This is a genomic window from Amycolatopsis sp. Poz14 (assembly GCF_006704225.1).
Taxonomy (GTDB): Bacteria; Actinomycetota; Actinomycetes; order Mycobacteriales; family Pseudonocardiaceae; genus Amycolatopsis; species Amycolatopsis nivea.
Map to the genome: position 1 here is coordinate 7,172,981 of NZ_JACLHD010000001.1, position 25,748 is coordinate 7,198,728.

Annotated in this window: 16 protein-coding genes; 1 reads left to right on the plus strand and 15 read right to left on the minus strand. The window is 71.2% G+C overall.

Features of this window, described 5'->3' with window-relative positions:
* Positions 1 to 29 precede the first annotated feature (29 nt).
* Both FKO37_RS33325 and FKO37_RS33330 read right to left on the minus strand, forming a co-directional pair.
* The gene (locus FKO37_RS33325) at positions 30 to 911 is read right to left on the minus strand and encodes an SDR family oxidoreductase (RefSeq protein WP_238607116.1); all 882 of its coding nucleotides are present in this window, start codon (positions 909 to 911) and stop codon (positions 30 to 32) included.
* Between the two features lie 31 nt (positions 912 to 942).
* Complete coding sequence (locus FKO37_RS33330) at positions 943 to 2,571, minus strand: AMP-binding protein (RefSeq protein WP_374204421.1); 1,629 nt, start codon at positions 2,569 to 2,571, stop codon at positions 943 to 945.
* Positions 2,572 to 2,784: 213 nt separating this feature from the next.
* Between FKO37_RS33330 and FKO37_RS33335 the strand changes: the two genes are divergently transcribed.
* Entirely contained in the window at positions 2,785 to 3,615 is an 831-nt protein-coding gene (locus FKO37_RS33335; RefSeq protein ID WP_037819805.1) for a LuxR C-terminal-related transcriptional regulator, read from the plus strand.
* A gap of 91 nt (positions 3,616 to 3,706) precedes the next feature.
* Here the strand turns inward: FKO37_RS33335 and FKO37_RS33340 are convergent, their stop codons facing one another.
* From FKO37_RS33340 to FKO37_RS33400, 13 genes are all read right to left on the minus strand, one after another.
* Positions 3,707 to 4,708, minus strand: a complete 1,002-nt coding sequence (locus FKO37_RS33340) for a 3-deoxy-7-phosphoheptulonate synthase (protein ID WP_238607117.1) — start codon at positions 4,706 to 4,708, stop codon at positions 3,707 to 3,709.
* Positions 4,709 to 6,019, minus strand: coding sequence for a DHA2 family efflux MFS transporter permease subunit (locus FKO37_RS33345; RefSeq protein WP_238608371.1), 1,311 nt, complete (start codon positions 6,017 to 6,019; stop codon positions 4,709 to 4,711).
* Between the two features lie 41 nt (positions 6,020 to 6,060).
* Positions 6,061 to 15,894: a non-ribosomal peptide synthetase gene (locus tag FKO37_RS33350; protein ID WP_238607118.1), complete on the minus strand. Its 9,834-nt coding sequence runs from the start codon at positions 15,892 to 15,894 to the stop codon at positions 6,061 to 6,063.
* Positions 15,895 to 15,910: 16 nt separating this feature from the next.
* Positions 15,911 to 16,687 (minus strand): ABC transporter ATP-binding protein, encoded by a 777-nt coding sequence (locus tag FKO37_RS33355; protein ID WP_238607119.1) that lies wholly within the window; start codon positions 16,685 to 16,687, stop codon positions 15,911 to 15,913.
* Positions 16,684 to 17,706, minus strand: coding sequence for an iron chelate uptake ABC transporter family permease subunit (locus FKO37_RS33360; RefSeq protein ID WP_238607120.1), 1,023 nt, complete (start codon positions 17,704 to 17,706; stop codon positions 16,684 to 16,686). The genes FKO37_RS33355 and FKO37_RS33360 overlap by 4 nt, the downstream gene beginning before the upstream one ends.
* Complete coding sequence (locus tag FKO37_RS33365) at positions 17,703 to 18,686, minus strand: iron ABC transporter permease (protein WP_037819824.1); 984 nt, start codon at positions 18,684 to 18,686, stop codon at positions 17,703 to 17,705. Before FKO37_RS33365 ends, FKO37_RS33360 begins: the two co-directional genes overlap by 4 nt.
* Positions 18,683 to 19,684 carry an ABC transporter substrate-binding protein gene (locus tag FKO37_RS33370; RefSeq protein ID WP_037819826.1) on the minus strand — a complete coding sequence of 334 codons (1,002 nt, stop codon included), beginning with the start codon at positions 19,682 to 19,684 and terminating at the stop codon, positions 18,683 to 18,685. Before FKO37_RS33370 ends, FKO37_RS33365 begins: the two co-directional genes overlap by 4 nt.
* Before the next feature lie 27 nt (positions 19,685 to 19,711).
* Complete coding sequence (locus tag FKO37_RS33375; protein ID WP_238607121.1) at positions 19,712 to 20,566, minus strand: siderophore-interacting protein; 855 nt, start codon at positions 20,564 to 20,566, stop codon at positions 19,712 to 19,714.
* Positions 20,563 to 20,805 (minus strand): phosphopantetheine-binding protein, encoded by a 243-nt coding sequence (locus tag FKO37_RS33380; RefSeq protein ID WP_238607122.1) that lies wholly within the window; start codon positions 20,803 to 20,805, stop codon positions 20,563 to 20,565. Before FKO37_RS33380 ends, FKO37_RS33375 begins: the two co-directional genes overlap by 4 nt.
* The gene (locus FKO37_RS33385; RefSeq protein WP_037819834.1) at positions 20,802 to 21,464 is read right to left on the minus strand and encodes an isochorismatase family protein; all 663 of its coding nucleotides are present in this window, start codon (positions 21,462 to 21,464) and stop codon (positions 20,802 to 20,804) included. The genes FKO37_RS33380 and FKO37_RS33385 overlap by 4 nt, the downstream gene beginning before the upstream one ends.
* Before the next feature lie 3 nt (positions 21,465 to 21,467).
* Entirely contained in the window at positions 21,468 to 23,069 is a 1,602-nt protein-coding gene (locus tag FKO37_RS33390; protein WP_238607123.1) for a (2,3-dihydroxybenzoyl)adenylate synthase, read from the minus strand.
* Between the two features lie 207 nt (positions 23,070 to 23,276).
* The gene (locus tag FKO37_RS33395) at positions 23,277 to 24,437 is read right to left on the minus strand and encodes an isochorismate synthase (protein WP_374204465.1); all 1,161 of its coding nucleotides are present in this window, start codon (positions 24,435 to 24,437) and stop codon (positions 23,277 to 23,279) included.
* Positions 24,438 to 24,904: 467 nt separating this feature from the next.
* A complete protein-coding gene (locus FKO37_RS33400; protein WP_238608372.1) occupies positions 24,905 to 25,666 on the minus strand; it encodes a 2,3-dihydro-2,3-dihydroxybenzoate dehydrogenase in 762 nt (253 codons plus the stop codon).
* Positions 25,667 to 25,748: the final 82 nt, after the last annotated feature.

Genomic DNA, 25,748 nt, shown 5'->3' on the forward strand with positions numbered 1-25,748 from the left:
CCGCCACCGGATCTGGTGTCGTGAGGATGTCACCAGCTGTCCGGCTGCCGCCCGTCCACATCCGTCACCCCGTACTCCCGCGCCAGCTCCGCCGAACTCACCGACCGCTGATTCCACCGTTCCCGCGCCGGATCCGCCGCCATCGCCGCCACCCCGCGGCCCACGTACCGCGGCGATTCCGACTCCGCGAACCCGGCAGGAGCCCCCGTCGCCAAAGCCGAGCGCCAGTTCTCCTCACTGACCCCGTAAGCGTCGAGCATCATCTCCGACCGCAGCCACCCCGGCGTCACCGCGACAGCCGTCCCGCCGTAAGCGGCGAGTTCATGGCCCTGCGAGAACGCCAGCCGGTTCACCGAAGCCTTGGCCAGGTCGTAAAACACCGAGATCCGGTAGCGCGAAGCATTGTGCGCCGAAGTCCCGTCAGTCACCTCAACCACCAAGCCGCCCGGCTCGCGGATCACCAGTGGCAGCAGGAAATGCGACGTCACGAGATGCGTCTCGACACCCAGCCGCAGAATCCGCAACCCCGCGTCGAGATCGTGTTCCCACACCGGCGTGTTCCAGTCCGCCGGGCCGCCTTTGAGCCGCTCCGCGCCCCAGATGTCGTTGACCAGCACGTGAAGCCGTCCGTATTCAGCGCGGACGAACGCGGCCAGCCGGCGGACGTCGTCGTGGTCCAGGTGATCGGCGACGAACGGAACGCCGACCCCGCCGAGCTGGGATACCAGTGAAGCGGTTTCCTCGACCGTCTCCGGCCGGGCGTAATCCGAGCGCCTCAGTTCGAGACGGCTGCTGCGCCCGGTACAGATCACCGTCGCACCGGCCTCGCCGAGCGCGGCGGCGATGCCCCGCCCGGCACCGCGGGTCGCCCCCGCGACGAGGGCGACCCGGCCGTGCAGATCAGGCGGCATCGGGCCAGTGTGGCACCGGCCGCCGGAAAACTCAGCTCGAAGCGGTGCTCAGTTCCCGGCCCCGCAAGGCGAAGCGCTGGATCTTGCCGCTCGGCGTCTTCGGCAGTTCCGCCACGAAGTGGATGCGCCGCGGATAAACATGCGCGGCCAGGCGGGTTTTGACCGTCTGCTTCAGCTCGTCGACTAGCTCCTCCGACTCCTCGGCGCCGGGGTTCAGCACGACGTAGGCCACCACCAGTTCCCCGCGCAGCTCGTCCGGCGCGCCGATCACCGCGGCTTCCGCGACGGCCTCGTGCTGCGTCAGCGCGCTTTCCACCTCGAACGGGCCGATCCGGTAGCCCGCCATGAGAATCACGTCGTCGTCGCGGGAGCCGAAGGTCAAGTAGCCGTCGCGGTCGCGGGCGGCGATGTCGCCGGTGTAGTACCAGCGGCCGTCGGCGCTGAAACGTTCCGCGGTCCGCTCGGGGGCGTCGCGGTAGCCGGAGAACGGCATCAGCGGGCTGGCGGACACGTCGATCGCGACGCGGCCGGTCTCGCCGACCTCCGCGATCTCGTCGCTGCCCGCCTTCAGCACCTCGACGGCGAACCCGGGCAGCGGCCGTCCCATCGAACCGGTCTTCACCGGCGCGATCAGGTGCGGATGCCAGGCGTTGCCGACGACCATGCCGGTTTCGGTCTGGCCGTAGTGGTCGCGCACCGGGCAGCCGAGGACCTCCTCGGCCCAGGTCACGACGTCCGGCGTCAGCGGCTCCCCGGCCGACGAGCAGTGCCGCAGCCGCAGACCGGCCGGCACCGGCAGGCCCGAGCTGCGCAGCGCGCGGTACACCGTCGGGCCGGCGGTGAAGTTGGTGACGCCGAAGCGTTCGAGCACCTGCCAGGTCAGCTCGGGGCTGAACCCGGCGTGCAGCAGGATGCTGCGCCGTCCGGTCGCGAGCGGGCCGAGCAACGCGAAGTACAGCCCGTACGCCCAGCCCGGGTCGGCGGCGTTCCAGAAGACGTCCTCGTCGGTCTGGTCGAGGCCGAACTCCTGGTAGGAGTGGATTCCGGCGAGCCCGCGCAGCGGCACCGGCACCGCCTTCGGGGTGCCGGTCGTGCCGGAGGTGAAGATCTCCACCAGCGTGCCGTCGCCGCCGACCGCGACCGGGTCGGGCAGCGGGTGCGGTTCGTCCAGCAGCGCCTCGAACGACAGATCGCCGCCGGACGCTTCGCCGGTCGTCACGATGATCCGCGACGGGTCGGCGGGCAGGTCGTCGCTGGGGTCGAGTTTGGCGCGCTGACCTGCGTCGACCACGACGACGCGGGTCCCGTTGCCGACGATCCGCTGCGCGATCGCGGGCGGCGCGAACGCGGTGAACAGCGGCACGTGGACCGCGCCGAGCCGCCAGATCGCGAGCAGCGCGGTGACCAGTTCGGCGGACTTGCCCATGAGCGTCGCGACCCGGTCGCCGGGCCGCACGCCGTGCGCGGCCAGCGCGGCGGCGAACCGGGCGGAAGCGGCCTCGAGCTGGCCGTACGTGAGGTCGCGGCTGCTCAGGTCGGCCTCGACCAGGGTGAACGCGACGGCGTCGGCCGGATGCCGCCCGCACAGCAGGCGGGTCGCGTCCGCGTCCGGCGCGGCATAGGTCTGCAACAGGTCGAACATGGTGCGTTCAGGGCTCACGGGGCTGCTCCACGGTCATCGTCGGCCGGTGTCGGCACATCGTCACCGCAGGTCAGCCAGCCGACCACCCCCGAACAGGGGTGGTCGCGCCAGCCGGCGCGCCGGTGCTCTGACCAGGCGTTTCGACCCGTGGACGGCGACAACGGCGGTGCCGCTGGGTAGAATCGCACCTCCTGCCGGAGCCTCCCGTGCCGCCGAAGTGGGGTGCCTGCCGTGACGAGTGCCGCCGAGACCACCGCCGAAGTGCGCCGCGCCCTGGCCCGGCTGCGCAGCGCGGCGGGGGTGCCGCTGTCGTTCGGCGGCGAGGTCGTGGACGGCAAACGGCTGCGGATGACCGAACTGCTCGGCAACACCACCACGTCGCTGCTCGGCCTCGTCGTCGCGGAGGGCAAGGGCCTCGGCGGGCGCGCGATCGGCGTGCGGAAACCGGTGGTGCTGCCGGACTACTACACCAGCGACGCGATCAGCCACCACTTCGACCGGGCGGTCAAGGCCGAGGGCGTGCGCTCGGTGATGGCGGTGCCGGTGATCGTGCACCGGACCGTCCGGGCGGTGCTCTACGGCGCGGTCCGCGAGCACGTCCGCTTCGGCGACCGGTCGGTCACCGCGATGGTCGAAGTGGCCCGTGACCTGGAGCAGGAGCTGGCGGTGCGCGCCGAAGTGCGCCGGCGGCTGGAGCTGCTCGCCCCGGAACCGGAAGCCGCGCCGTCCGGGAAACCGGCCGAGCTCGAAGCGCTCCGGGAAAGCCACGCGGAGCTTCGCCGGATCGCCGCCGCGGTCGCCGACCCGGAACTGCGCGCCCGCATCGACGCGGTGTGCCAGTCCCTGACCGGCGACCCGGTCCGCGGGCCGTCTTTGTCGGCGCGCGAATTGGATGTCCTCGAAGGGGCCGCGGCGGGGCAGACGAACGCGGACATCGCGGCGGCGCTCGGCTTGGGCCCGGAGACGGTGAAAAGCTATCTGCGCAACGCGATGCGGAAGCTGGACGCGAAGACCCGCCTCCAGGCCGTCAACGCCGCCCGCCGAGCCAATCTGCTGCCCTGACCCCGCCCGGCCATGCGAAAGGTCCGTGAAGGACTCCTTGGGGGAATCTGATTCCCTCAAGGAGCCCTTCACGGACCACTCTCCGCGGCGATCAGACCCGTACTGCCCGATCGCGGGCGGCAAGAGCCAGCGTCTCCAGCAACGGCACCGTCCGTTCCCACCCGAGACAAGCGTCCGTCCGGCTCACCGCGCGGTCGGCGGGCACCCGTTCCGGGTCCTGTGCCCCGTCCCGCAGATACGACTCGATCATCACCCCGGCCACCGCCGCACCGTCGCGCACCTGTTCCGCCACGTCGGCGACCACGCCGGGCTGCCGGTTGTGGTCCTTCCCGCTGTTCCCGTGCGAGGCGTCGACCACCGCTCTTCGCGGCAAGCCCGCCTCCCCGAGCACCTTCATCGCCTTGGCGACCGACGCCGCGTCGTAATTCGGCGCCGGGCCGCCGCGCAGGACCAGGTGTGCGTCCGGATTTCCGCTGCTGCGCAAGGTTTTCATCCGCCCGTCGACGCCGAGTCCCGGGAACGCGTGTGCCGCCCCGGCCGCGCGGATCGCGTCCACCGCGGGTCCCAGCCGTCCGGACACGCAGTTCTTCATCCCGATCGGCATCGGCAGCCACGACGCCAGCTGCCGGTGCGGCTGGCTGGCGACCGTCCGCGCCCCGATCGCGCCCCAGCTCACCGTGTCCGCGACGTACGGCGCCAGCACCGGATCCACGAACTCGTACGCCAGCGGCAACCCGGTCGCGGCAGCGTCGAGCAAGAACTGCCGTCCTAATCGGACCCCGGTGGCGAGATCGCCTTTGCCGTCCAGCGTCGGGTCCGGCAGGAAGCCGGTCCATCCGGTCACCGACCGCGGTTTCTCCAGATATGCCCGCAACACCACCACGAGATCGTCGGCGTACCGAGCTGACATACCAGCGAGCAGCTCCGCGTATTCCAGCGCCGCCGAGGGATCGTGCACCGAGCACGGACCCACGATCACCAGCAACCGCGGATCGCGCCGGTCCAGCACCGCCGAAACCGTTTCGCGGTGCCGGGCGATGTCCGGCGCGGCTCCCGCCGTCACCTCCACCGGGCTGGGCAACGTGTCCTGCATCTACCGGCTCCTTTCCTTGGGCAGCCTCGCCGCCCCGGCAACCGCCACCACGACCAGCCCGAGCACCCACCAGAACGTGTCCGCGAAGGCCGCCGCGACATCCGCGCCCCGTGCGGCCAGCCGGTTCTGCAACACCAGCGCGAGCACGGCGGTCCCGACCGAACCGCCCAGAGTGTTCAGCAAATTCAACGCCCCAGCCGCTTTCGGCAGCTGGGTTTTCTCCAGGCTGCGATACACCAGCGCCAGCACCGGCGCACTGATCATCGCCGCCCCGAATCCGCGCAGCAACAAGGAAATGACCAATACGACATCCGGAAGTTCGGGACCCAGCTGCGTGAACGCCGCGGTTCCGAGCGCCACCAAGCCGATTCCGGACACCACGAGCGTCCGCGGGGCCAGCCGATCCACCAGCCGATGCACCAGCACCGACCCCGCAGCAGCGCCGATTCCCTGTGGTACCAACAGCAATCCGGTGTCCCACGCGCCCAATCCGGCACCGCGGCGCAGATACAACGGCAGCAGAAACATCGTCCCGAACACCGAAGCACCCAGCACGACCAGCGCCAACGACGCGGCTCCGAATGGTGGTCGCGTAAACAGACGCGGGTCCAGCAATGGTGTCCGAACTCGCAATCCGTGCCGGACGAACGCAGCCAGCATCAGCAAACCCAGCACGACCGCCGTGGTGGAAAGCCATTGCGGATATCCGTCGGAGAATCCGGTCAGCCCGAACACCACGGCGGCCAACCCCGGGGAAAGCAAAGCGGCGCCACGGAAATCGAACGGCTCTCGCGGATCAGTCGGCTCGTCCGCCGCGACATACCGCAGCCCCAGCAGAACAGCGACGACGCCGACCGGCAGGTTGACGTAGAACAGCCACGGCCAGTCCGCGACGTCGAGAATCGCCCCGCTCGCCAGCGGGCCCAGCACCGGCGAAAGCAACGGCACCACGCCGACGACGCTGATCAGCCGCCCGATCCGCTCCGGCCCGGCCGCGCGCGCCAGCAGCGCCTGTCCGGTCGGCGGCAGCAACCCGCCTGCCAGCCCTTGCAGCACCCGGAACGCGACCAGCATCGGCAGCGAGCCCGCCAGCCCGCACAACAGCGACGCCGCCACGAACACGACCACCGCGGTCAGCCAGGTCCGCCGCCCGCCGAACCGCGCGGCCAGCCAGCCGGACGCGGGCACGGCGGTCACCACCGCGAGGAGATACGCCGTGGTGACCCACTGGACCTCCGTGACGGACGCGTCGAACCGCTCCGCCAGCGTCTCCACGCCGACCGAGACGATCGTGCTGTCGAGCGTCGCCATGAACGTGCCCAGCACGAGCACGAACGCGGTCCGCCACAGGTTCAGCGCAGCCACTCGGCCGCGTCCTCGTCCAGCCGCGCCGGAAGCTCGCCGAGGAACCGCAGCAGGTCCGCGACCAGCGACTTGGCTTCCGCGGCCGAGAGAATCCCGTCCTGGTAACCGAAAATGCCGGACCAGCCGCCCGCGAGTTCGGGCACGACGGTGACCGTCATCGGGTAGTGCGTGCGCTCGCGGAACCGGGTCCCGGTGATCGCCAGCCCGGGGGCCGGTTCACGCAGTTTCGCCGGGTCCACCGGGTAGTTCTCGAACACGACGAGGCTGTCGAACAACCGGTCCTGACCGGTCAAGGCAGCCAGCTCGGCCAGTCCGACGTGCTGGTGCGCGAGCAGTTCCTGTTGCCGGGCCTGGGTTTCCACCAGGGTCTCCCCCACAGTTCCGGCAAACCGCACCCGCACCGGAACCGTGTTGGCGAGCAGTCCGAGGATCTCCTCGACACCGTCCACTTCGGACGTCCGACCGGAAACCATCGCGCCGAAAGCAACATCGGAGACCCCAGCCCGAGCCGCGAGCACTGCAGCCCAAGCGCCCTGTAGCAACGTTCCTGCCGTGACCCCGTGTCGGGCACCGGCTTGCGTCAACGAAGCGACGAGCGCAGCGTCCACAGTGAACAGTTCCGGCTCGACCGCCGCGGGCTGCCCGGTCAGGAGTTTCCGCGAAGGCAGATCAGCCAGTTCCGTCCGCCACGCATGCCCGCTGACCGCGTGGTCGCGCGCCGCGAGCCACCGCGTGTACCGCGACACCGGCACCACCTGCGGCAGCGGCTCGCCGGAGTACCCGGCGAACAACTCAGCCAGGATCCGCGGCGCCGACCAGCCGTCCGACAGCAGGTGATGGCTGGTGAGCACGAGTTCGTGCCGGTCCGGACCGTGCCGGAGCACGGTAACCCGCAGCAGCGGCCCCGCAGCGAGGTCGAACCGCTCGGCGAGGTCGTCCGCGAGCAGCTGCTCGACGTTCCCGGACACCTCACGCACCCGGAAGCCGGCCTGCGGTTCCGTGGGCAGCACCTGTACCTCGTGCCCGTCCGGGAAGACCGCGCCCAGGTTCGGATGCCGCCGCACCAGCGCATTCGCCGCGGCCGCCAACGCGGCCAGGTCCAGCGCTCCGGCCAGCGAAAACGCCGCCTGCACCGGGTACGGATCCTCGTCGGCTGCCCGCGATTCGCGCAGGATCAGCTCCTGCAGCGGCGTCAACGGCAGCAGCTCGCCAGCCGGTACCTCGGCGGCCAGCGCCGCGAGTTCCGCCTGGAACGCCGCTCCCAGCGCCGCGATCTCGTCCGCGCTGAACTCCGAGGACGGCCAGGTGAACCGCGCCGCCAGCCGCTCGTCGCGCACCATCGCGTTCACCATCAGCGCGTGCCCGAGCGGTCCTCCCGCGGAGCCGAGCGGATCGGCGTCCGGCGGCCGCTGCCACGGCGTCTCCTCCTGCGGCGCTGCCTCGAAGCGGCCGAGGTAGTTCCAGCTGACGTCCGCTCCGGTCGAGGTTCCGCCGAGGATCCCGAACCCGAGTCCGTCGCCCGCGGCCCGGAGTTGGTCGCGGACCGCGGCGATCGCCGTCTCGCCAGCGGGCGGCGCGATCCGTGCCGGGTACATCGTGGTGAACCATCCGACCGTCCGGGACAGATCGACGGTTCCGGCGAAGTCCGGCGTGTGGTCCGGACGGCCGTGGCTCTCCAGCGCGACCAGCAGCTCCGAACCGCGCCAGGCACGGTAAGCCCGCGCGAACGCGGTGAGCAGCACGGCGTCCGGACCGGTCCGGTACGCGCCCGGCAACGTCGTCAGCACCGCCTGCGTGATCTCTTCCGGCACCTCGATCTCGTGGTGCCGCGCAGTCCCGCTGACCGGACGGGCCGTCGCCGCGATCCGTTGCCAGTGCGGGCTTTCCACCTGCCGCGCCGGTTTGGCCGCGACCAGCGCGCGTGCCCAGCCGAGGAACGACGGTCCGCGATCCGGGAGCTGGCGGCCGAGATACGCCTGTTCGAGGTCGTCGAGGAGGATTCGCCACGACACCGCGTCCACCACGAGGTGGTGCGCGACCAGCGCGAGCCGTCCCGGCCGCGACGGACCGGCGTCCACCCAGACCGCCCGCAGCATCGGACCGGTTCGCGGGTCCATCGCGGAACGGACAGCCGCGATCTGCTCGTCCAGCAGCGCGCGAAGGTCCGCGTCCTCGCCCGCCGGGACCACCATCAGTACGTCCGCCCCGGTCACTGTGCCTGGTTCCGGAACGCGCAATACGTCGCCGGTCAAGTGCGACCGCAGCACGTCGTGTCGTTCGAGGACTGCGTCGAGCGCCGCCCGCCACTTCGGGACGTCGCCGCCGGACGGCACGCACACTTCGACCCACTGGCAGAAGCTGTCGGCGTCCGAGCCAGCGCGTTCCAGCAGCTGACGCATGATGGGCGTCAGCGGCGCGTCCCCGACCGCAGGTGTGAGATCCGGTGAGACCACCACGGTTTTCTCGCTGCACCGCGCCGCGATCCCGGCGATCGTGCCGCCCTCGAAGACGTCTCGCGCGGTCAGGTGCAGGCCCTCGCGGCGAGCACGTGCGACCAGCCGGAGCGACGCGATGCTGTCGCCGCCGGCGTCGAGGAATCCGTCGTCGATCGTGACGTCCGGGCCGAGCAGCTCCCGAACCACGTGCAGCAAGACGGTTTCCGCTTCCGTCGCCGGTTGCCGCGCCGCGGCGACATTCCGCGGACCGGGCGCGGGCAGCGCGGCCCGGTCGAGCTTGCCGCTGGGCCCGAGCGGCAGCCGTTCCAGCGAGAGCAACGCCGACGGCACCATGTGCGCGGGCAGTTCGGCGGCCAGGTACTCGCGCAGCGCGGCGGGATCCGGGTCCGCGCCGTCGACCGGCACGACGTAGCCGACCAGCCGCCTGTCCCCCGGCCGGTCCTCGCGGACGAGCACGACCGCGGCCCGCACGTCCGGATGCCGTGCCAGCGCCGATTCGATCTCGCCCGGCTCGATCCTGAACCCGCGCAGTTTGACCTGGTGGTCGGCGCGGCCGAGGAACACCAGCTGCCCGTCCGGCCGCCAGCGCACGAGGTCGCCGGTGCGGTACATCCGGTCGCCGGGCGCGCCGAACGGGTCGGCGACGAACCGTTCGGCGGTCTGTCCCGGCCGGTTCACGTAGCCGCGGGCGAGCTTCGGCCCGGCGAGGTACAGCTCGCCGGTGACGCCGGTCCCGACCGGTCGCAGCCCCGCGTCTAGCACGTACGCCCGCACCTGCGGGTCCGGCCTTCCGATCGGCAGCGGACCCGGATCGTCGGCGGAGTACACCCAGGTCACGGAGTTGATGGTGACCTCGGTCGGACCGTAAGCGTTGAACAGCGCGCGCCGGTCGCCCCAGCGGTGCGCCAGCTCCGGGTCGAGCCGTTCGGCACCGACCACGAAGAACACCTCCGGGTCCACCGTCGCGTCGTCCGGCATCGCGGACAGGAACGACGGCAGCAGGTTCAGCCCGGTCACGCGGTGTTTGGCGGCGTAGGCGAGCAGGTCGTCGCCGGACCCGCGGACCTCCTCCGGCGCGATCACCGAGGTGCCGCCGGACAGCAACGGCAGGAAGAACTGCCAGTAGGAGACGTCGAAACTCGTGGACGCGAAGTGCAGGTACCGCTCGCCGTGCCGGATGCCGACGATGTCCTCCTGCAGCGCGACGAGGCTCGGAATGCCGCGATGGGTGATCGCGACGCCCTTGGGCTTTCCGGTGGTGCCGGACGTGTAGATCACATACGCCAGCGAGTCCGGCGACGGAACGACATTGTCCCAAGTAGACGGTCCATTGAGGACCCCCGGATCGATCACGGGGATGCCGAAACCGGGATCCGAAGTGGACACCACCGCTGCGGGTGCGCTGTCTTTCACCAGATGTGCCAGTCGTTCCGCAGGGTACGTCGGGTCCATCGGCACATGCACCGCACCGGCCTTGAGCACGCCGAACAGCGCAACCACCAGGTCTATGTCGCGTTCCAGCAGCACCGCGACCGGGTCCTGTTCACGGACCCCGGCGGCGCGCAACGCGTGCGCGAGCTGGTTCGCCTTCCGGTCCAGTTCCGCGTAAGTCAGGCGGCGGTCTCGGCACACGACGGCTTCGGCGTCTGGAGTTTCCCGGACCCAGCGGGCGAATTCCTCCAGACAGGTACCGGCTTCCCGCCTCGGCTCGGGTCCGGTTCCTTGCCGAAGGAGAGCCGCTTCCTCTTCCGTGCCAAGGGAACGCAGCCGCGCGACCGGTTGCTGCGGGTCGGCCACGAGCTCGTGCAGCAGCGTCGTCAGCCAGCGGCCGTAGGCCTGCACGGTCGGCTCGTCGAAGGCCTGCGGCTGGTAGCCGAGGCCGATCGAGATCTCGTCGCCGGGCAGCACGATCACGGTCAGCGGATAGTGCGTCGCGTCGGTGATGTCGACGCCGGCGAGGTCGAGCCCGGGCGCGAGCGGTTCGCGTTCCCGGCTGGAGAGCGGGAAGTTCTCCATGACCAGCATCGTGTCGAACAGGTCGCCGACGCCCGCCACGCGCTGGATGTCCGGCAGCCCGAGGTGATGGTGGTCAGTGAGCCGCGCGTTCTCGTCCTGCACCCGCGCCAGCACCGCCGACGCCGGATCGGACGGGGCGAACGCCACGCGCACCGGGATGGTCGTGCCGAGCTGGCCGATCATCGCTTCCACCCCCGGAACGTCGGACGGACGACCGGACACCGGGCAGCCGAACACCACGTCCTGGCGTCCGGTGAGCCGCGCCAGCAGCACGCCCCACGCCGTCTGGAACACCGCCGTCGGCGTCACGCCGCGTTCCCGCGCGAAGCCGCGCAGCCGTTCGCTGAACTCGGCGCCGAGCCCGACGCAGATCCGTTGTGGACGGTCCGAAGCGGACTCCGCGGTCGCCGGGGCGAGCCGCGTGCCTTCTTCCAACCCGGCCAACGCGGTCTGCCAAGCCTCGACCGCCGCGTCGTGATCGCGGGCGGCCAGCACCCGGTGGTACTCGGCGAGCGGCGGCGCGACCGGAGCGGCCGGACCGCCGTCCAGTTCGGCGTAAGTGGCCAGCAGGGCGCGGCCGACGAGCGGCATCGACCAGCCGTCGAGCAGCGCGTGATGGATCGTCAGCACCAGCCGATGCTCGGCCGGGCCGAGGGTGAGCAGCAGGAACCGGATCAGCGGCGGCACCGCCGGGTCGAACGGCCGGGCCAGCTCGGCCGCGCATTCGTCCTCGGCGCTCTCCGGGTACTCGACGTGCCGCCAGTCCAGGTGCACGTCAGCAGGCACGACCTGCACGACCTCGCCCGCCGCCGTCGTGTGCAGGTGGACGCGCAGCGCCGGATGCCGTCGCAGCAGCTCCTCGGCGGCGGCTCGCATCCGTTCCGGAACAAGCTGCCCTTCGAGGTGGGTCACCGCTTGCACGGTGTAGACGTCGGGCCCGACACGCGTCAGCGTGTGGAACGACAGCCCGGTCTGGAGGGGCGTCGCGGGCAGGACGTCGGCGACCGGGCCCCGTTGTTCGAGCGCGTCGATGTCGTGCTGGGTGAGCGTGACGAGCGGAAGGTCTGACGGAGTGAGCCCGCCGGTGTTCTCCAGAGCGTGCGCCGCCAACGCGGCCAGCGCGGTCGACCACTTTTCCTGGAGGCGTTCGACCTCTTCCGGCGGCAGAACCCGGCTCGCGGCGGTCCATTCGACCGCGACCCGCGGCACGCCTTCCTCACGGACGAAGCAGTTCAGCGCCAGGACCTGCTCCAACGCCTTGGCGGGCGGCTCGAGCACGGCGAACGGATCCTCGCCCGGCAGCTGCCAGCCGCCGGACAGCGGAGTGAACCGGCCGAGGTAGTTGAGCAGGACGTCCGGCATCTCCGGCGCGAACCCGGCGCCCGGGTCCAGGTATCGCAGGATGCCGAACCCGATCCCGCCGTCCGGCACCGCGCGCCGCGCTTCCTTGACCGCGCGCAGCAACCGGTCGAGCGTGTCCACACCGGACAGTTCAATGTGGACCGGGTATTCGGCGGTGAACCAGCCGACGGTCCGGGCGAGGTCCAGCCCTTCGCGGCCGTGGCCCTCCATCGTGACGGTGAGCGCGTCTTCGTCGCCGCGCAGGGTCAGCACGAGCGCGGCGAGCAGCACCTCGTCGACACCCGCACGGTAGGCGGCGGGCAGTGTCGTGAGGATCGCCGCGCTTTCCTCTTCGGTGGCGACGGTGACCGAACGATGCGCGGTAGCAACGGTGTCGCGCGTCGGGTCGAGCTTGCTCTTCCGCGTCGACCGCCAGTAGTCGAGTTCGCCGCGCCGCGCACCACTCGTCCCTTGTTCGGCGAGCGCCAACGCGTGTCGTCGCCAGGAATTGCGCACGGGTTCGAGCACTCCGCCCTCGCACGCCGTCTGCAGATCAGGCAGCAGGACGCGCCACGAAACCCCGTCGATCGCCAGGTGGTGCACGACGATCACCAACTGGTCCCCCACCAGCGCGACACGCAGCATCTCCCCGGTGCGCGGGTCCAATTCGGACGCCAGCCGTTCGGCTACTTCAGCCGGACTCCCTGTCGCCTCGCTGACCGACGCCGAGACTGCTCCCCGCGGCCGGATCACCAACGAGCCATCGGGTTCGACACGAAGCCGCAACACGTCGTGGTGGTCGAGGATCGCCTGAACGCCTTCGCGCAGCCCCGGCACCGGGCCGTCCACGCGGAGCACTGTCCACTGTGCATAGCCGACAATCGCGTCCAGATCCGGATTCAGGTCGAACAACGTCCGCACGATCGGCGGCACCGGAACCTCGCCGATCGGCTCGTCCGGTTCACTGTCCGGTTCGGACAGATCCCGGCTCGCCGCCGCCAACGCCGCGAAACTGCGCCGCGCCAGCAGATCCCGCGGCCGGAGGTCCAGCCCGTGCGCCCGCAACCGGCTGCTCACGCTGATCGCGGTGATGCTGTCGCCGCCGAGGGCGAAGAAATCGTCGTCGACCGCCACCCGCTCCACGCCGATCACCTCGGCGATCGCCGCGCACAGCAACCGTTCCCGCTCGGTCCGCGGTTCCCGCCCGCCCTCGGCCGCCGCAGGCGCGGGCAGCGCGGCCCGGTCGAGTTTTCCGTTGCTGGTCACCGGAAGTTCGTCCAGCACCACGACCGCGGCCGGAACCATCGCCTCCGGCAACCGCTCCGCGAGCGTCGCCCGAACGTCCTCCGCAACCAGCCCTGAGCCGACGACATACCCGACCAGCCGGGGTCCGCGCACCGCAGCCGCGGCCGCCCGCACGCAGGGAACCGCACCGAGCGCGCTTTCGACCTCGCCCAATTCCACGCGGTGGCCGCGAATCTTGACCTGACCGTCGCGCCGCCCCAGATACTCCAGCCCCCGGCCCGGCACCCAGCGCACGACGTCGCCGGTGCGGTACATCCGCTCCCCCGGCGGCCCGAACGGATCGGCGACGAACCGCTCCGCCGTCCCGCCCGGACGACCCAGGTAACCACGCGCCAGATGCGGTCCGGCCAGGTACAACTCCCCGCGGCTGCCCGGCAGTACCGGCCGCAGCGCGGCATCGAGCACGTACGCCCGCGTCCCGGGCACCGCGAACCCGATCACCGGCTCGTCTCCGGTGATCGGCGCGCTCGCACCGTCCACAGTGGCCTCAGTCGGGCCGTAGATGTTGCGCGCGCGGATTCCGGACGCAGCGACCCGCTGCCACAACGCCGGTGACGTCGCCTCGCCGCCGAGCACCAGCAACGCCGGGTCGAGCGACCCCGCGTCCAGCAACGGAGCCGCCATCGACGGCGTCGTGTCGATGACGTCGATCTGGTCGCGCACGAAAGCGGCGTGCAGCGCATCGACGTCGCGCGCGGTTTCCGTGTCGTAGACGTGCAATTCGTGCCCGCAGAGCATCCACAGCAGCTGCTCGATCGCCGAGTCGAAGGCGAAGGAGTACGTGTGCGCGACGCGGAGCCGCCGCCCCTGCGCGGTCTCGGCCACCGTGGTCGCGCGATGGTTCCGCAGCAACGTCTCCAGCCCGCCGGACCGGACCAGCACGCCCTTCGGCTGCCCGGTGGAACCCGAGGTGAAGATGACGTACGCGAGGCTTTCCGGATGCCGGTCTACCTGCTCCCCCACCGCCGAATACCCGGCGATTTCCTCCCGTACCGCCGGATCGTCCAGCCGCAGCTGAGGCACGCCCGGCAGCAGGTCCGAATCCGTCACGGCGAGCTTCAGGGTCACCTCGGCGGCCAGCGAGCGCAGCCGTTCCGCCGGATGCGCGAGGTCCAGCGGCAGGAACGCCGCCCCCGCGTCGAGCACCGCCAGCAGCGCCACCACCAGATCGACCGACCGCGGCAACGCCAGCGCCACCACGTCGTCCGCTCCGACGCCCCGCGCCCGCAACGCCCGCGCCAGCCGGTGCACCCGGTCCCGCACCTCGTCGCCGGTGAGCCGCTCGTCCCCGCAGACCAGCGCGGTCTGGCCGCCGAGCCCGTCCAGGAATCCTTCTCCGGTCGGGGAAACCGCGGGAGTCGACCATTCGGCCAGCAAGGCATCGACGTCCGGCACCAGGTCCACCCCGCCGACCACCGGCGCGTCCGCACTGGTGAACGCGGAGATCAGCGCCTTCAACGCGGTGAGCTGCGCGTCGACGCCAGCCTGGTCCTGCGAACGCGCGTCGACCTCGAAGCCCAGCAGCAGCCCGCCGCCGGCGGTCGGGAGCACGCTGAGCCCCATGTCCTCCGGCGGCCCGCCCGCGACGTTCCGCATCGTCCCGCGCGCCTCGCCGAACGCCAGCTCCAGATCGAACGCCTTCAGGTTGATCCCGCGGCCGTGCAGCAGCGCACCCGCGCCGGGCACCGCCAGATCCTGCGGCAGATTCTCGCCCCGGTACCGCTGGTGCGCGCGCATCTCCCGCAACGCCTGCGCTACCCGCGCGGTCAGCTCCTCCGGACGGTCGCCCGGCTGCACGCGCACCCGCAACGGCAGCACGTTGACCGCCATCGCCGGGGTCCGCAACGCCGCGCCGACCCGGCACATCAACGGCACCGCGAACACGACGTCCGCCGTCCCGAGCACCCGGTGCAGGAACGCCGCGTAACACGCGATCAGCGCGTCGCCCCAGGTCGTCCCCGCGCTCTTCCCCAGTTCGCCCAGCCCGGCGACCTCGTCCGCGGTGAGTTCGGCACGCGCGGTGAACGTCGCCTCCGGCAGCCCCGCCGCGCTCGCGTCGTCGGCCAACTCCGGCATCGGCGTGAACCGATCGCACCAGTACGCGCGGTCCTTCGCGAACCGTTCGCTCATCCGGTACTCGCGGTCGGCTTCGACGAGATCGGCGAACCGGCCGAACGTGGACGGCGGCGTCTCTTCGCCCCGCACCGCCGCGGTGTACCGGGCAGCGGTGCGGCGAGCGAGCATCGCGGCGGTGTAGCCGTCGAACACCAGGTGGTGGCCGAGCTGGGTGAACCACACTTCGGTGTCGGAAAGCCGGAGGATCACGTGCGAGAACAACGCCCGGTCCAGCATCCCGCGGCACGCCTCGGCCACCCGCTGCCGCTCCGCCGCGACCCGCGCGTGCGCCGCGGCGAGCGGATCCGGTTCCCCTCGCAGGTCAACGACTTCCGGCAACGGCACCGGCTCGGCGGACACGGTTTGCCGCGGCCCGTCCGGAGTGTCGTGCACCCGCAGCCGCAGGCTTTCGGCCTCCTCGGCGGTCGCCCGGATCGCCTCGGCCAGCGCCGCGAGGTCGACCGGCGTGCCGGAGATTTCCACGACGTCGCCCACGACGTAGTACGGCGAATCCGGTTCCAGCCGCTGCGCGTTCCAGATGCCCAGCTGGGCGCTGGTCAGTTCGAGAGCGGCGAGTGCGGTGCTCAACTGGTGACTCCCGGGGTCAGAGCGACGGCACGACCATCGGCGTGCCGGTGACCGGATCGGGCACCACGACGCTCGGCAGGTCGAAGACTTCCTTGATCAGCGCGGCGTCCACGACGTCGCCGGGCTCGCCCTCGGCCACGACCCGGCCGTCGCGCATGGCGACGACGTGGTCGGCGTAGCGGCAGGCCTGGTTGATGTCGTGCAGCACCGCGATCACCGTGCGGCCCTCGTCGCGCAGCCGCTTCAGCAGCTCCAGCACCTGGTACTGGTGCGCGATGTCGAGGAACGACGTCGGTTCGTCGAGCAGCAGGTACGGCGTGCGCTGCGCGAGCACGACCGCGATCCACACGCGCTGCCGCTGCCCGCCGGACAGCTCCTGCACCGGACGGTCGGCCAGCCCGGCGACGCCGGCCGCGGTCATCGCGCCGACCACCGCGGTCTCGTCCTCCTCGGACCACGACGACAGCAGCGACTGGTGCGGGAACCGCCCGCGCGCGACCAGCTGCCGGACGCGGACGTCCTCCGGAGCGGACGGATCCTGCGGCAGGAAGCCGAGTTCCCGCGCCAGCGCCTTCGCCGGATACGCCCCGACCTCGCGGCCGTCGAAGGTCACGCCGCCGTCGGACGGGCGGAGCAGCCGGACGAACGCGCGCAGCAATGTCGATTTGCCGCACGCGTTCGGGCCGACCACCGCGGTGAACGCGCGGTCGGGCACGTCGAGCCGCAACTGCGTCGACACGACGCGGTCGCCGTAGCGCAGGGTGAGGTCCCGCGCGGTCAAGCGGGCGGTCACTTCCGCCGCACCTCCTTGGTGAGCAGCCAGATCAGGTAGCAGCCGCCGATCGCCGTGCTGACCACGCCGACCGGCAGCGAGACCGGGGCGAGCAGCATCTGCGCGACGAGGTCAGCGCCGGCGAGCAGCAGCGCACCGGTCAGCGCCGCGGGCAGCAGCGGGATGCCGGGCGCGCGGGCGAGCCTGCGGCCGATCTGCGGCGCGGCGAGCGCGACGAAGGCGATCGGCCCGGCTACCGCGGTGACAGTCGCCGTGCAGGCCACGCCCATCACGACCAGTTGCAGCCGCAGCGATTCGTGCCGAACGCCGGTCGTCACCGCGAGTTCCGTGCCGAGCGCCGCCTGGTGCAGCGCGGGCGCGCGAGTCAGCAGCACCGCGAACAGCACGGCCAGCACCCCGAACGGCACCGCGACGTCGCTCCATCCGATGCCGTTGAGCGAACCGGCGCTCCAGCCGACCGCGGCAATCGCCACCTCGAGGTCGGCGCGCAGCACGATCCACGAGTTCAACGCGGTCAGCATCGCGTTGATCGCGATCCCGATGACGATCAGCCGCAAGCCGGACCGGCTGCCGCCCATCGACAGCAGATAGACCGCGGCCGCGGTGATCAACCCGCCGACCACCGACGCGAATGTCAGCTGCGTCGACGACCCGGACAGCACGGTCATCGCGATCAGCGCGCCGGTGTAAGCACCGGAGTCGAGGCCGATCACGTCCGGGCTGCCGAGCGGATTCCGGGTGACGTTCTGGAAAATCGCCCCGGCCAGCCCGAGCGCGGCCCCGAACACCAGCCCGGCCGCCACGCGCGGCAACCGCCATTCGCGGATCACCACGCCCGGTCCGCCGCCGGACCCGCCGAGCGCCGCGAACACCCGCGCCGGACTCGCCCAGGCCGCGCCGTAGCAAAGCCCCAGCAACGCGAGCCCGGCGAGAACGACGCCGAGCACGGCGACGAGAACGACCGTGCGACGCTCGACCCGCAACGAAATCCGCCCTCGGCGGAACACGAACGCGGTCATAACGCGGCCGTCCCGTACTTGCGGACCGCCCAGATCAGCACCGGACCGCCGACGAACGCCGTCACGATCGCGACCGGCACCTCGCCGGTCGGCAGCAGCACGCGCGAGCCGATGTCCGACACCAGCAGCAGAATCGGGCCCAGCACCACCGCGAACGCGGTCAGCCACGGCACCGACGCGCCCGCCGCTCGGCGCGCGAGATGCGGCACGATCAGGCCGACGAACAGAATCGGCCCGGCCACCGCGGTCGCCGCTCCGGCCAGCAGGGTGATCAGCAACAGCGTCACCGCACGGATCCGGGCGACGCGCGCGCCGAGAGTGTGCGCGACGGTGTCGCCCAGCGCGAGCGCGTTCAGCTGACGGCTCAACAGAAACGCCGCGACCACGCTCACCGCGATGACGATCAACGGAACCGTCAGCGGAGCCTGTTCCCGTCCGGCCAGCGAACCGACCGCCCAGAACCGGTACCGGTCGAAAGTGTCCGGCAGCAGCAACCGCAGCCCGAGCGAAACGCCGCTGAGCACGAACGTCAGCGCGGTGCCGGTCAGCACCATCCGCAACGGCGACCGCCGGCCGACCGCGTAGACCAGCAGGGTCGCCAGCACCGCGCCGAGCACCGCGAACAGCAGCTCCCCCGACGCGGAAACGGCGATGCCAAGCGCGGAACCGATCGTGATGGCGAACCCGGCCCCGGCCGTCACGCCCAGCACGCCAGGTTCGGCGAGCGGATTGCGTGACAGCACCTGGACGAGCACCCCGGCCACCGCCAGCGCCGCGCCGACCCCGACCGCCAGCAGCGCACGCGGCGCGCGGACGTCGCGCACCACCGCCTGATCGGCCGGATCGCCGTGCCCGAAGATGGCCTGGAGCACCTCCGCCGGCGCGATGCCGTGCGCGCCGACGCCCACGCTGACCACGGCCACCGCCGCCAGCAGGACGACGGCGGCGGCCAGCAGCGCGGTCCGGCTGCGCGCGGTCACTTCTTCAGCAGCGGCGCGAACGCCTGGTCCACCGCGTCCAGCGTCTTCATCGCCGCCCGGTAGGTGGCCGCTTCGGTGTAGCGGAAGGCGAACGTCTTGCCCGCCTTCACCGCGGGAAGTTCCTTCCACAGCGGCGAATCGAGCACGTACTTCACCGCGGGCGGCACCGAGCCGTCCGGCTTCACCGAGTAGGTGATCGCGTCCGCCTGCGCGAACGCGGTCGGCAGCTCCTCGATCGACGGGTACTCGCTGACGTCCTTCGAACCGCCGCCCTTGACCTTCACCTGGCCGAAGTAGTTCGCGCCGATGTCCTGCGCGACGTTGGTGCCCCAGGAATCCTTGAACTCGCGCTGGAAGTTGCCCTTCGCGACCTCGCCGTACGCGCCGACGTGCCCCAGTTTCAGCTGCGGCAGCACGGCTTTGTACTTGTCCGCGAGCTGCTTCGCCTTCGCCTCGTACTCCTGGCGCGCGGCGTCGAACCCGGCCAGCGCGCCGGCCGCGTCGGACTGCTTGCGCGAAAGCTCCCGCCACGCCGACGGCACCGACGGGCCGATCGCCACGACCGGCGCGATCTCCTGCAGCCGCTTGACGTCGATGTCGGCGAGCACCGGCTTCGGCACGCCGATCACGATCAGGTCCGGATCGGCCTGCGCGATCGCCTCGTAGTTCGTCTCGGCGGCCTGCTCGCCCGCGACCTTCGGCAGCTCGTCGTACTTCTTGCGGTCCTCGGTCGTCATCATCGGAAGGCCGCGCTTCCACGTCGAGATCCCGACGAGCGGCGCCTTCGCCTCGAGCAGCGCCGGAACCGCGTAACCGGTCGCGATCACGCGCTTGGGCTTGACCGGGATCTTGATCTCGCCGTTGTCAGCGGCGAACACGCGGGTCGGGGCGTCGCTCCCGCTGCTGCTCTGCGCGTCGCCGGAGCCGCAGCCGGCGACCACGGTGAGGGCGACCGCGAGGGCAGCGGCGGCGAGACGGGTCTTTCTGGTGACGGTCATGCGAGGGTCCTTGCTGTTGCTGATGAATCAGTGGTCGTGCTCGTCGTCGAAGTCCGCGACGCCGCGTTTCCAGTAGCCGGTCACGTCGTAGTCCTCGCGGGCGAGCCCGAGGTCGTCGCGCAGCCAGCGGCGCAACGGCTTGATCGCGCCCGCTTCCCCGGCGATCCACGCGTAAAGCCGTTCGCCTTCCGGCACTTTGACTTCGCGCACGGCGCCGGCGAGCAGCTCGACGCTGCCCGGTGCGGCGGTTCCGCGGTGCAGCCAATGGACTTCGACGCCGTCCGGCGCGTCGAGGTCGATCTCCTCGCTCGCGTCGGCGACCTCGGCGAACGCCCAGCCCGCAGCGGTCCGCGGCAGTTCCTCCAGCCAGCGCGCGAGGGCGGGCAGCGCCGTGATGTCGCCGGCGAGCAGGTAGCGGTCGTAGTTGTGCGGCACGATCAGCCCGCCCGGCGGACCGGCGACGTGCACGGTCTCGCCCGGCCGCACCGCGCGCGCCCAGTCCGAGCCGAGACCGCCGTCGTGCAGGGCGACGTCGAGGTCCAGCTCGCCGGACGCCGGGTCGTAGCGGCGGACGGTGTACTCGCGCGAGACCGGCGACGGCTTCGGCCAGCGGAGCATGTCGCCGTTCGCCTCGGGCAGCCGCAGCTCGCCGTCGGCGTCCGGGAAGAGGATCTTCACATGCTCGTCCGGCGAATGCGCCTCGAACCCGGCCGTGCCCGGCCCGCCGAGGGTGACGCGCAGCAGTCCCGCGCCGACCGCGCTGGTCCGCACGACCTCCGCGCGCCGGATCCGGATGGGGTACGGCACTTTCTCGGCCTGCCGCCCCGCGCGGACCTCCGCGATCCGGGCGGTGTGGCGGTGCCGGTGCGTATCCCGGCTCACTGCGGGCCGCCGGTGAGCAGCTTCGTCCAGTGCCCGAGCCGCGGGTCCTCGGCGAGGTCGGCGAACTCCAACTGGGGCGCGCCCGCGCCGCGCCACTTCTCGACCAGGCTCATGATCCGCATCGAATCGAGGCCGAGGTCGGCGAGATCGGTGTCCGGGGTCAGCTCGTCGAGGCCGCAGCCGAGCAGTTCGGCGACGTCGGCGTTGACCTGCTCGGCAGTCAGTCCGGGGGTGCTCATCGAGGTGCTCCTGCGGGAATCGGCGCCGACAGCGCGGCGAGCGCGTCGGCGGTGGTGGTGACGACGCCGCAGCGTTGCGCGACGTACTCGCACGCCTGGTCGTGCCGGGAGCGGTCGAAGTCCGCGACCGCGTCGCTGATCAGGAACGGCCGGACGTCGCGCATGAACGCCTCGACCGCCGTGGTTTGGCAGCCGATGTGTGCGTACACGCCGGTGATCAGCAGCTGGTCTCGGTCGCCGAGTTGCTCGCGGAAAGTGCTGCGCTGGAACGCGCTGTAGCGCCATTTGTCCAGCACGGTGTCGCCCGGCCGCGGAGCCAACTCGTCGACGATGTCCGCCGCGCGCGGGTCGTCGTCGATCACCGCGCCGATGCCGTCGCCCCAGAACTCGGTGAGCAGCCCGCGATCGGCGGCGGGCTGCTTGCCCGGCTGCGCGGTGTAGAACACCGGCATGCCGTAGCTGCGCGCCTTCTCGGCGAGCTCCGCGATATTCGCCACCATCTCCGGAATCGGCGAACCCTCGTACGGGGCAAGGAAATACCGCTGGACGTCGTGCACGAGCAAAGCCGCCCGCGCCGGGTCGGGCCGCCACCCGACCCGCCCCGCGGGCAGGTCCGCCGCCGTCGGCAGCGGGTACGCCCGGATTCTCGGCAGGGACACGCTTCACCTCTCCTTCGCCAGGGCGGCCAGCGCCGCCCGCAGTTCGCGTTTGCTGGTCTTGCCCACGCCGGTGACCGGGAACTCCCCGACCACCTCCACCAGATCCGGCACCTTGAACGCGGCCACCCCGCGCCCGCGCACGAACCGGCGCAGTTCCGCCGCGCTGGGCTGCTCCCCGTCCGCCGGAACGACGTACGCACAGGTCCGCTCGCCGAGGTACTCGTCCGGCACCGCGACGACGGCGGCGTCGAGCACGCCCGGATGCGCCATCAGATGGTTCTCGACCTCTTCCGCAGCGACCTTCTCCCCGCCGCGGTTGATCTGTTCCTTCGCCCGCCCGACGACCTCGAGGTGCCCGGATTCCTTTTGCCGCACCAAATCGCCGGTGCGGTAAAACCCGTCCTCGGTAAACGCGGTCTTATTGTGCTCAGCGGCGTTGTAGTACCCGCGAATCGTGTACGGCCCGCGCGTAAGCAACGCACCGATTTCGCCCGGCTCGACAAGATCGTCCGACTTCGCCAGCGGATCGTCCGGGTTCACGACGCGCACCTCGTCGTCCGGCGAAATCGGCCGCCCCTGGGTGCTGAGCACGAGGTCCGCCGGATCGTCCAGCCGGGTGTAACAGACGAGCCCCTCCGCCATGCCGAACACCTGCTGCAGCCGGCACCCCAGCGCCGGACCGATGCGTTCCGCGAGCTCCCGGCCGCACTTGGCCCCGCCGACCAGCAGAACGTCCAAAGAGGACAGATCCCGCTGGGTCCGCGCCGCCGCCTGCACCCAAGCCGCCGCCAACGGCGGAACGACCCCGCTGATCGTGACGCCCTCAGCCTCGATCAGCCGAAACGCGGTGTCAGCGTCCGGCCGTGGCGCCATCACCGTGGCCGCCCCCGCGTGCAGCGCACCGAGCAACCCAGGCGAACTGAGCGGAAAATTATGCGCGACAGGCAACGCCGCGAGATACACGCTTTCCTTCTTGAGCCCGCAAATCCGCGCACTTTCCCGCACGCTGTACAGATAATCGTCGTGCGTCCGCGGAATCAGCTTCGGCAACCCAGTGCTGCCACCGGACAGCTGCAGAAACGCCATCCCCTCCGAATCCGGCTCCGGCAACTCCCGCGACGCGGTCTCCGCCAACGCCGCGAATTCCGGTTCCCCGACGACGAAGACTTTCCGCTGCCGCTGCGCGACTTCCCGCGCCATCTTCGCGTGATCATGCCCAGCATGCTCGCCGACGGTAAGGATCGCTTTCGCGTCGCTCTGCTCGGCGAAGTGCCGCAACTCGCTGTCCCGATGCGCAGGCAACGCGAACACCGGCACCGCCCCGGCCCGCCACAACCCGAAGACGACCGACACGAACTCCGGAATATTCGGCAACTGCACGACGACCCGATCGCCCTGCCCGATCCCGCTCGCGACAAACCCGGCGGCCAGCCGATGCGCCCGCTCGTCCACCTCGGCGAACGTCCAGCGCTGCCCTTCGCCGACCACCGCCGTGCGGTCCGCGTACGCCTCCTTGAGCGAGGTGAGCAAGGCTCCGAATGTTTGTCCCCGCCAGTACCCACTGGCCCGGTACTGCGCTGCGGTTTCCTCTGGCCACAAGCTCATGCGTCGCCCTCCGCGCTCAGCAACGTCCGGTCTCGTCGACACCCGCTTGCCGCGGCTTCCCGCCACAAACTCACGCGACTTCCTCCGCACCCAGCAGCGTCAGCCCTCGCAGACACCTACTCGCCCGATACCGCGCCGCCGTCTCCTCCGCGCTCAGCAACGTCCTGCCTCGCCGACATCCGCTCGCCGCGGCTTCCCGCCACAAACTCACGCGACCCCCTCCGCACCGAGCGCACGCAGCAGCGTCCCGAACTTCGCACTGGTCTCCGCCAATTCCGCCGCCGGATCAGACCCGGCGACGACCCCCGCCCCCGCGAACAACCGCGCGGTCTTGTCGGACACCTCGGCACACCGGATCGTGACGACCCATTCGCCGTCCCCCGCGAGATCGGTCCACCCGACCAGTCCCGCGTAATACCCGCGATCCTCCGGCTCGAGCCGCGCAATCGTGTCGCGCGCCAGACCGACCGGCACCCCGCACACCGCGGGCGTCGGATGCAACGCCTCAGCCAACTCCAACGACGACGGCCCATCCGCCCCCACGCGCCCGGTGATCCGGGTCGAAAGGTGCCACATCGTAGGCGTGCCAATCACTTCCGGCTCTTCCGGAACGTCCAGCTCGGTGCAGTAGCGCCCCAACACCTCCGCTACCTGCGCGGCGACGAGGGCATGCTCATTGAGGTCCTTTTCGGACACTCGCAGCTCCGAAATCGCCTGCGCGTCCTGCGCCGGATCCCCCGTCCGCCGCCGCGACCCGGCAAGCGGATTCGCGGTCACGACGTTCCCCTTGCGAGACACCAGCAACTCCGGACTGGCCCCGACGAGCGTCCGCGGCGCCGGATCCCCAGGCGCACTGACGTCGACAGCAAAGGCATGCGCCGCAGGATCCGCCACGACGAGGTTGCGGAGGAGTTTCCGCACGGAAACCCCTTGCTCGCCCACGAGATCCAGTGCCCGGGCGAGGACGACCTTACGAAGTTCCCCGTCACCGATGAGATTGACCGCCCGACGGACGCTTTCGGCATAAACCTCGGGCGCTGGCTGCGGGATTACGGTCCAGGAGGTGGCGGCATCGATGCCGTCGACGCCTGAACCGCTACGCGATCCGGCGACGGCCGCACTCTGGTTCCCATCAGGCTCCACCGCACTGCTCGCCACCTGCGAATGCCCGCCTGCGTTCCCGCCTGACCCCACCACGTTGCCCGCCGCACGCGAACGGCCGCCCGCATCCCCGCCAAACTCCGCCACGTTCCCCGCCGCACGCGAACGCCCACTCGCATCCCCGCCGAACTCGGCCGCCCGCGAACACTCACCCGCGTTCCCGCCGGACTCCGCCGGATCGCCCACGACCTGCGAACTTTCCCCCATTCGCAGGCCGCCGTCGCCGGGCAGCTCGGCCCGCCGCACCACCGCGGGCACGATCAAGCTGCTCCCGGAATCCGGCCGGAACCCGATCGCCCCCACCACGACCGGATTCGCGACCCCCGCCAGCACCGCGGCTTCCAACGCCTCGGCAGCCGCCGCGGCCCGGTTGCCCGTCGTGCCGCGGACGTGCGAGTGCACCCCGTCGGCGAGCAGCACCCCGCGGGCCGACGAGTAGTAGAACGACCCCGGCAGGTACGCGGCCAGGAGATCCGCCGCCCGGTGGACCGGCCGCGGACGGGCCGGAGCAGGTGAGGACACGAGGTGAATTCCCTTTCGCACACGCGCAGGCGGCCGAGCCGCCCCGTCCGTTCCTGCACAAGGTCCGGACCTTGACTGTTCGGTTAGCCTAACCTAATGGACAGTAACGTATCCGGACGAAAAGGAAAAGCCGCCCGGCGGATCGACCCGGGTCACGCGCGAAGCGTGGCCCCGCCGTCGACGTAGAGGTTCTGCATGGTGATGTGCCGGGCCCGGTCGGACGCGAGGAACAGCACCGCGTCCGCGATGTCGGCGGGATCGGCGATCCGCCCGAGCGGAATCCCGACGCGGAACTGCTCCGGATTCCCTGCGATAACCCGGTGTTCGCCGGAGTCGTCCGTCCACAGTAGACGTTGCATGTCGGTGTCCGTCGACCCCGGCGAGACGATGTTGCACCGGATCCCCGACCCGGCGAGCTCCAGCCCGAGACAGCGGGTGAGCATGGTCGCCGCGGCCTTCGAAGCCGCGTAAGCCGCCATCCCGGTCCGCGGGACACCGGCCGCGTTCGACCCGACGGTGACCAGCGCCCCGCTCCCTCGCGGCTGCATCCTCCGGGAGATCTCGCGCAGCACAGTGAAAACCCCGGTCGAGTTGACCGCGAAGGTCGCCGCCCAGTCCTCGTCGCTGGTCTCCCCCACCGACCCGGGCCGCAGCACCCCCGCGACCGAGACCCCGATCCCGATCGGCCCCAACTCCCGCTCGACGTCCGCCACGACCCGCGCGACCGCCGCCGGATCCCCGACATCCGCCACGAACGGCACCACGTGCCCACCGGCCGACGGCTGGACGTCAACCGGCCGCCCGGCGTCGCCAGCCGCGTGAGCCCGCGCCGTATCAACGCCGCCGTCGGCTACCAGCGCAGCGACCACCTCCGCTGCCCCATCAGCAGAAGTCGGCACTGCACCGCTCGACAAATCCCCTTCAGCCGCAACCCCGGAAGGCCGTGCGCCATCGCCACCCGCCGCCGCAGAACTCCCGGCGACGTCGCCACCCGCG

Excerpts from the sequence above, each read along its gene's own strand:
- FKO37_RS33325 (WP_238607116.1), bottom strand. The coding sequence starts at position 911 with ATGCCGCCTGATCTGCACGGCCGGGTCGCCCTCGTCGCGGGGGCGACC.
- FKO37_RS33340 (WP_238607117.1), bottom strand. The coding sequence starts at position 4,708 with ATGCAGGACACGTTGCCCAGCCCGGTGGAGGTGACGGCGGGAGCCGCG.
- FKO37_RS33345 (WP_238608371.1), bottom strand. The coding sequence starts at position 6,019 with ATGGCGACGCTCGACAGCACGATCGTCTCGGTCGGCGTGGAGACGCTG.
- FKO37_RS33360 (WP_238607120.1), bottom strand. The coding sequence starts at position 17,706 with ATGACCGCGTTCGTGTTCCGCCGAGGGCGGATTTCGTTGCGGGTCGAG.
- FKO37_RS33370 (WP_037819826.1), bottom strand. The coding sequence starts at position 19,684 with ATGACCGTCACCAGAAAGACCCGTCTCGCCGCCGCTGCCCTCGCGGTC.
- FKO37_RS33380 (WP_238607122.1), bottom strand. The coding sequence starts at position 20,805 with ATGAGCACCCCCGGACTGACTGCCGAGCAGGTCAACGCCGACGTCGCC.
- FKO37_RS33390 (WP_238607123.1), bottom strand. The coding sequence starts at position 23,069 with ATGAGCTTGTGGCCAGAGGAAACCGCAGCGCAGTACCGGGCCAGTGGG.
- FKO37_RS33395 (WP_374204465.1), bottom strand. The coding sequence starts at position 24,437 with ATGGGGGAAAGTTCGCAGGTCGTGGGCGATCCGGCGGAGTCCGGCGGG.